A 6,042-nucleotide genomic window follows, 5' to 3' on the forward strand; every position below is an offset into this window, starting at 1 on the left:
CCTCAAGGCCCCAGGACGCGGTGGAAGGCGTTTAGGAAAAGGGGGAGGGCCTGGGCTCGGACCTCCTGCTCCCGTAGCGCCTCCTCAAAGGCCACCGGGTCCATTAGGAGATGGGGTAGCCTGAGCCACCCCAGGTAATACTCCCCCGCCTGGTCTGGGTAGCGGAGGCGGGCCCGTTCCTCAGGGAAAAGAAGGGCCTCAAAGGCCGAAGGGGAGGCCCAGTAAGGAGCGTGGGCGGTGCGCCTAAGAAACTCCCTAAGCCGCAAAGGGTTGCTCCAGAAGCCGTAGCGGAGGCGTTCGTCCAGGCTTTCCAGCTGGGACAAGCGGCCTTGCCGGGCCAGCTCCATCCGGCGAAGCCTTAGGCGGGCATACTGGCCCAGGGAAAGAACCTCCCGGGAGTGGCCCAAGGCCAAAAGGAGCCTCGAGGCCACCGCGTAGTCCTGGTACTCCCGGTAAGGGTCCATGGGATCAGGATGCCACGGGAAAAGGGGATAGGATGGTGGCATGGATCGCAAGGCTTGGGTCATGCGGGCAGTGGAGGCTTTGCGCTTCGCCAGCTTCAAGGAAATCCAGCGGTACCTGGACGAGGAGGGCGAGGCCTTCTCCAAAAAGGAGCTGGAGGATACCCTTAAGGCCCTGGTGGCGGAAGGAAAGCTGGAGGAGAAAGAAGGCACCTACCGCCTGGCCCACAAGAAGGGGGGCGGGGAGGCTTTTGAAAAGCTTTTCGGCAACTGACGCCTGGCTCCTTAGGCTCCACCAAGCAGGCGCCCATCCCAAGCCCTTTCCCATGCCCCACCCCAGCCCAAACCAGGGTGGGATGGCCTAGGGCTTTAGCGGGAGTAGTTGGGGGCCTCCTTGATGACCACCACGTCGTGGGGGTGGCTTTCTATGAGGCCCGCCATGGTCATGCGCACGAAGCGGGCCTTCTGCCGGAAGGTCTCTATGTCCGGTGCCCCCACATAGCCCATGGCGCTCCGCAGGCCTCCCACGATCTGGTAGAGGACGTCGGCCACGGGGCCCTTGTAGGGCACCATGCCCTCTATACCTTCCGGCACCAGCTTTTTGGCCTCGGTCTCCCCGCCCCGGCCCGATTCCTGGAAGTAGCGGTCGGCAGAGCCTTGCTTCATGGCCCCCAAGGAACCCATGCCCCGGTAGAGCTTGTAGCGGCGCCCATCCTTCAACACCTCCTCCCCCGGGGCCTCGTCGGTGCCCGCCAGCATGCTGCCCAGCATCACCGAATGGGCCCCGGCGGCCAAGGCCTTGGCCACATCCCCCGTGTACTTGATCCCCCCATCGGCGATGATGGGCACATCCAGATGGGCCACCCCCGCCACCGCCTCCAGGATGGCGGAGATCTGCGGCACCCCCACCCCGGTCACCACCCGGGTGGTGCAGATGGAGCCGGGGCCAATGCCCACCTTCACCGCATCCGCTCCCCGCTCCGCCAGGGCCCGGGCCCCTTCCCGGGTGGCCACGTTGCCCGCAATCACCTCCACCTTGTCCCCGAAGGTTTCCTTCAGATAGGTGAGGGCCTCGAGGATCCCCTTGGAATGGCCATGGGCCGAGTCCAGGACCAGGACGTCCACCCCCGCCTCCACCAAGGCCGCCGCCCTTTCCGGAAGGTCCCGGCTTGCCCCCACCGCCGCCCCCACCAATAGCCTTCCCAAGGCGTCCTTGGCGGCGTTGGGGTACTGCTTGCGCTTCACGATGTCCTTCAAGGTAAGGAGGCCCCTAAGCCTCCCCGCCTCGTCCACCAGGGGAAGCTTTTCCACCTTGTGCTTGCGCAGGATCTCCTCCGCCTCCTCCAGGGTGGTGCCCGGAGGGGCGGTGATGAGGCGCTCCAAGGGGGTCATGACCTCGGTGACGGGGCGCTTCAAATTCCTCTCAAAGCGCAGGTCGCGGTTGGTCACCAGGCCCAGGAGCTTCCCGTAGAGGTCCACCACGGGAAGCCCCCCGATCCGGTACTCCCGCATGAGGCGCTCGGCGTCCTCGAGGGTGGCGGTGGGGGGAAGGGTGACGGGGTCCTGGATCATCCCCGCCTCCGAGCGCTTCACCTTGCGCACCATGGCCGCCTGGGCCTCAATGCTCAGGTTCTTGTGGATCACCCCAAGCCCCCCTTCCCGGGCCATGGCGATGGCCATCTCCGCCTCGGTCACCGTGTCCATGGCGGCGGAGAGGATGGGGATGTTGAGGTGGAGCTTCCGGGTAAGCCTGGTCCTTACGGAAACTTCCCGGGGCAACACCTCGGAGTACCCGGGGAGAAGGAGGACATCATCAAAGGTGAGGCCTTCGTAGAGGATCTTGCCCTCGTACATGTCCTTAAGGCTATACGCTAACCCAAGCCTTAGTCCAGGGGTGGGCTTCCATTGAAACGGGTTTCGCCTATCCCAGACAGTACATATGTCCCAAAGGGGGGTGCTATCTTCAGCCTCGAGGGATAACCCTCACGAAAGGAGGAAGGAAGGTATGTACCCAGTTTGGGAGGGCTTCATCCTGCACTCGGCCATGGTAGTTGCCATCGTTGCCGTCTTGCATGTGCTCTTTTCCCATGTCACGGTGGCGGCTACTTGGTTCAACTGGTGGGTGGAGCGGAAATCTCTATTGGAGAACAAGCCCTACCTTCAAGACTACCTCAAGGCCTCGGCCCTTCGCCTCCTCATGTTCGCCTACACGATTGGGGCTATGACGGGGGTAGGCATCTGGTTCTCCGTCACCGGCTCCAACCCCAGGGGCATCTCCACCCTCATCCACAACTTCGTGTTTTACTGGGCCTCGGAGTGGTTCTGGTTCATCATCGACGTCTTCGGCATCGCCGTCTACTACTACACCTTCGGCCGGGTGAACCCCAAGGTCCACGCCCGCATCGGCCTGATCCTGGCCCTGGCCGCCTCGGGCACCCTGGCCATCATCGTGGGGATCCTGGGCTTTAAGCTCTCCCCAGGGGCCTGGTTGCAAACAGGGCTGAGCCTGGATGGTTTCTACAACCCCACCTTCTGGCCCATGCTCTTCGCCCGCTTCGGCCTGATGTTCGCCCTCACAGGGCTTTACGCCATCCTGGTGGCCTCCACCATGCCCCAGGACCATCCCGCCCGGGAGGAGGTGGTCCGCCTGGCGGGCAAGGTGGGTCTCGTAGGGCTCGTGGCTGGCGTAGCCCTGATCCTCCTTTGGTATGTACCCCAGCTCCCTGAGCACGCCAAAACGCTTCTGGGCATACCCCAGGTGGTCCAGCCCATCTTCTTCTACAAGATGATCCTAGGCGTGGTGGTCACCGCCATCGTGCTGGGCCTGGCCTTCTTGGCACCCAAGGCCGTATCCCGGCCCGCGGTGGGGTACTTGGCCCTGGCCATAGCCTTCTTGGGGCTCTTCGGGGCCGAGAGAACCCGAGAGGCCATCCGCAAGCCTGACGTCGTTCTGGGATACATGGCCTCCAACCAGATCATCCGGGTAGACCTCAAGCTGGGTAACCGGGAAATCCGCTCCGAGGCCCCGCTACTGGACCAAGAGGGCGTTTTAAAGAGGCTTCCCTTCGCGGTGACCAAAGGAGCCGCCCTCGCGGGTCCTGCCGGGGGAGTGGATCCCGTGGAGACGGGCCGAGCCCTGGTCCTCCTCCAGTGCTCCTCCTGCCATACGGTGAGCCAAAACACCGCTTTCTTAGGAGGTACGCGCAACCTGGCCGCCCTGCTAAAACGTCGGGGCATGACCGAGGCCAGCGGCATAGAAGCCTATCTGAACGCCATCGGCGGCTTCCCCTACATGCACCCTGTGGTGGGCACCCCGGAAGAACGGGGCTACATGGCCCAGTACCTGGCCCGGTTTGTTCAGGAGATGTATCCGCAAGCTGCAAATCCATCCCATCCAGTGGCTCAAGGAGGTAAGCGATGAGTCCGGAGACCCTTTTGGCCATGCGGGACCCCTTGGGGGCTCCCGTGCATCCCCTGGCGGTGCAAATCCTCCTGGTGGTCACCTACGTCCTTCACATCTTCTTCGTGACCACGGCCATCGGAAGCCTCCTCTTGGGGCTTTACGGCCTGGGCAGGAAGGAGGAGGCTTGGCAGCGCCTTGCCCAAGTCGCCATCCGCCTCGCCACCCAGGCCACGGGCCTGGGCATCACCATGGGCATAGCCCCTCTCCTCTTCGTCCAGGTCATCTACGACCCCCCTTGGTACACCGCCACCACCCTGATGGGGCTTTGGACTGCCCTTTTCATCCCCATCGTGGCTTTGGGGTATCTCCTGCTCTACGTCCTTTACCTTAGGGGTAACCTGCCGGCGGTGGGATACACCTCGCTAGCCCTTTTGGTCCTGGCGGGTTTCATCATGCACAGCCTGGCCAACGCCGGCCTGTATCCTTCCCGCTGGGTGGAGTGGTATGCCCCTGGAGGAGTAGCCTACTCCACAGGGGAGCGTTTCTTAGGCTACAACCTTCCCCGCTTCACCGCCCTCCTCTTCGGCCAAGCCGGCCTCTCCCTGGGGGTGATGCTCCTCCTCTTCGCCTGGTACTTCCGCAGGCGGGAGGACGTGCCAAAGGACCTCCTGGCCCTCACGGAGAGGGTGGCCCAAGGCGCCCTGCGGGTGGGAGCCTTGGTCTTCGGCCTCTTTGGCCTCCTTTGGGGCCTCACCCAGGGTCGGGAGCTGGGCCTAACCGTGCCCGTGGCCCTGGCCACCCTGGCCGTGGCCGCCGTCTTCTACCTGCAGGCCTCTAAGGTCCGCGCTGAGAGGGCCCTCGCCACCTTGGGCCTCTACCTGGTGGCCCTGTTGGTGGTGGGCATCCTCCGGGAAGGGATTCGCGTTTCCGCCCTGGCCTCCATGGGCTACAACGTTTTCCGATACCCCTTCGTGTGGGACTGGGGGTCCATCCTCTACTTTGTGGCCACCGCTTTAGCCGCGGTTCCGGTCATCGCCTACCTGGCCCAGGTGCTCTACGCCTCAGGTAGCCGCAAGGAAGGGCTAGACCCCTCGCCCCAGGTGGAGCGGTTCGGGGACCTGGGGGTGAAGCTCCTCTTCGGCTGGTTTGTCTTCTACTTCGCCTTGGGCCTCTACGTGGTGGCACGCCACTTCTAGCACGCCCCCATCGCACCCCTCCGCCCCTAGGGGCGGAGGGGTGTTTCCCTTCCAAAAAAGAAGCGCCAAGATTCGTTTGCTCTTTGCTCCACGAGTACCCCATGTCCTGGCTATAGGAACAGGGAACAGGCCAACGATATATCCGATCTTCCGGATATATGATAAGGGGGTGCGGCGCCACCAGGTTCCCGGAGAAGATCGGCATCAAGAAGCCGACATCCAGCTGGTCCTAAAGACCTTCTCGGCTTTAGGTGAGGCCACCCGTTTGCGCATAGCCTTGGCCCTTTTGAGGGGGGAAGAAAGCGTGGGAGGGCTAGCCCAGCGCCTACGCCTTCCCCAAAGCACCACCTCGAGGCACCTGGCCATCCTGCGGGAAAGGGGGGTGGTGGTGGCCCGCCGCCAGGGCAACCAGGTCTTCTACCGCCTCCGGAGCCACATCCCGGATCTCCTCCTTCAGGCCCTCGCCCATGCGGAACACCAGCGCCTGGGCCTTCCCGAGCACGAGGCGTAACCATGGGAAGCCTCCTCCCCCTTTTGCGAAGCCTGCGCAACCCCCTTTTCGCCCGCCTCTATGCCGCCCAAACCACCAGCCTTCTGGGCGATGCCTTTACCCGGACTGGCCTTCGGGGTGGAAAGCACGGACGTCGTTCCTGGCCAGGGCCCTGACCCTGTGGTTCCCAACCTCCCCCTTCTGGTGGCCGATGCGGTCCCGGACCAGGGAGGAACCCACCCCCCAGGCAACACCACAAACAAAATCCCCGGGAACCTTCCCGGGGACCTCGGGTGGTGGGCGATGGTGGACTTGAACCACCGACCTCACGCTTATCAGGCGTGCGCTCTGACCGGCTGAGCTAATCGCCCCCGCACGCAAAAACCAGCTTAACGAGGGGAAGCCTTTCCGTCAAGATACCGGGAGTCTATCCCTTTGGCCCCCTTGACAGTTTTGTTTTGGTCTGGTAGTTTTTTCTTTGCGCTGCCTGCT

7 protein-coding genes and 1 tRNA gene are annotated in these 6,042 nt (G+C 63.5%); 5 read left to right on the forward strand and 3 right to left on the reverse strand.

The window, feature by feature from the left end:
• Positions 1–2: 2 nt before the first annotated feature.
• Positions 3–464 carry a hypothetical protein gene (locus L0D18_RS10695; protein ID WP_243028969.1) on the reverse strand — a complete coding sequence of 154 codons (462 nt, stop codon included), beginning with the start codon at positions 462–464 and terminating at the stop codon, positions 3–5.
• A gap of 40 nt (positions 465–504) precedes the next feature.
• Between L0D18_RS10695 and L0D18_RS10700 the strand changes: the two genes are divergently transcribed.
• Positions 505–735 carry a hypothetical protein gene (locus tag L0D18_RS10700; RefSeq protein WP_243028971.1) on the forward strand — a complete coding sequence of 77 codons (231 nt, stop codon included), beginning with the start codon at positions 505–507 and terminating at the stop codon, positions 733–735.
• Positions 736–830: 95 nt separating this feature from the next.
• Here L0D18_RS10700 and guaB read toward each other — a convergent pair whose 3' ends face one another.
• Positions 831–2,315, reverse strand: coding sequence for an IMP dehydrogenase (gene guaB, locus L0D18_RS10705; protein ID WP_243028972.1), 1,485 nt, complete (start codon positions 2,313–2,315; stop codon positions 831–833).
• Positions 2,316–2,466: 151 nt separating this feature from the next.
• Here guaB and L0D18_RS10710 point away from each other — a divergent pair, with 151 nt between their 5' ends.
• From L0D18_RS10710 to L0D18_RS10725, 4 genes are all read left to right on the forward strand, one after another.
• Positions 2,467–3,882 (forward strand): hypothetical protein, encoded by a 1,416-nt coding sequence (locus L0D18_RS10710; protein WP_243028973.1) that lies wholly within the window; start codon positions 2,467–2,469, stop codon positions 3,880–3,882.
• On the forward strand, positions 3,879–5,060 hold the full coding sequence (locus L0D18_RS10715) for a hypothetical protein (protein ID WP_243028974.1): 1,182 nt from the start codon (positions 3,879–3,881) through the stop codon (positions 5,058–5,060). Before L0D18_RS10710 ends, L0D18_RS10715 begins: the two co-directional genes overlap by 4 nt.
• Before the next feature lie 169 nt (positions 5,061–5,229).
• Positions 5,230–5,571 (forward strand): ArsR/SmtB family transcription factor, encoded by a 342-nt coding sequence (locus tag L0D18_RS10720; RefSeq protein ID WP_243028975.1) that lies wholly within the window; start codon positions 5,230–5,232, stop codon positions 5,569–5,571.
• A gap of 2 nt (positions 5,572–5,573) precedes the next feature.
• Positions 5,574–5,726, forward strand: a complete 153-nt coding sequence (locus L0D18_RS10725; RefSeq protein WP_243028976.1) for a hypothetical protein — start codon at positions 5,574–5,576, stop codon at positions 5,724–5,726.
• A gap of 118 nt (positions 5,727–5,844) precedes the next feature.
• Here the strand turns inward: L0D18_RS10725 and L0D18_RS10730 are convergent.
• Positions 5,845–5,921: transfer RNA gene (locus L0D18_RS10730), tRNA-Ile, on the reverse strand.
• Between the last annotated feature and the right edge of the window lie 121 nt (positions 5,922–6,042).

Origin of the sequence: Thermus albus, from assembly GCF_022760855.1 — a bacterium.
Taxonomy (GTDB): domain Bacteria; phylum Deinococcota; class Deinococci; order Deinococcales; family Thermaceae; genus Thermus; species Thermus albus.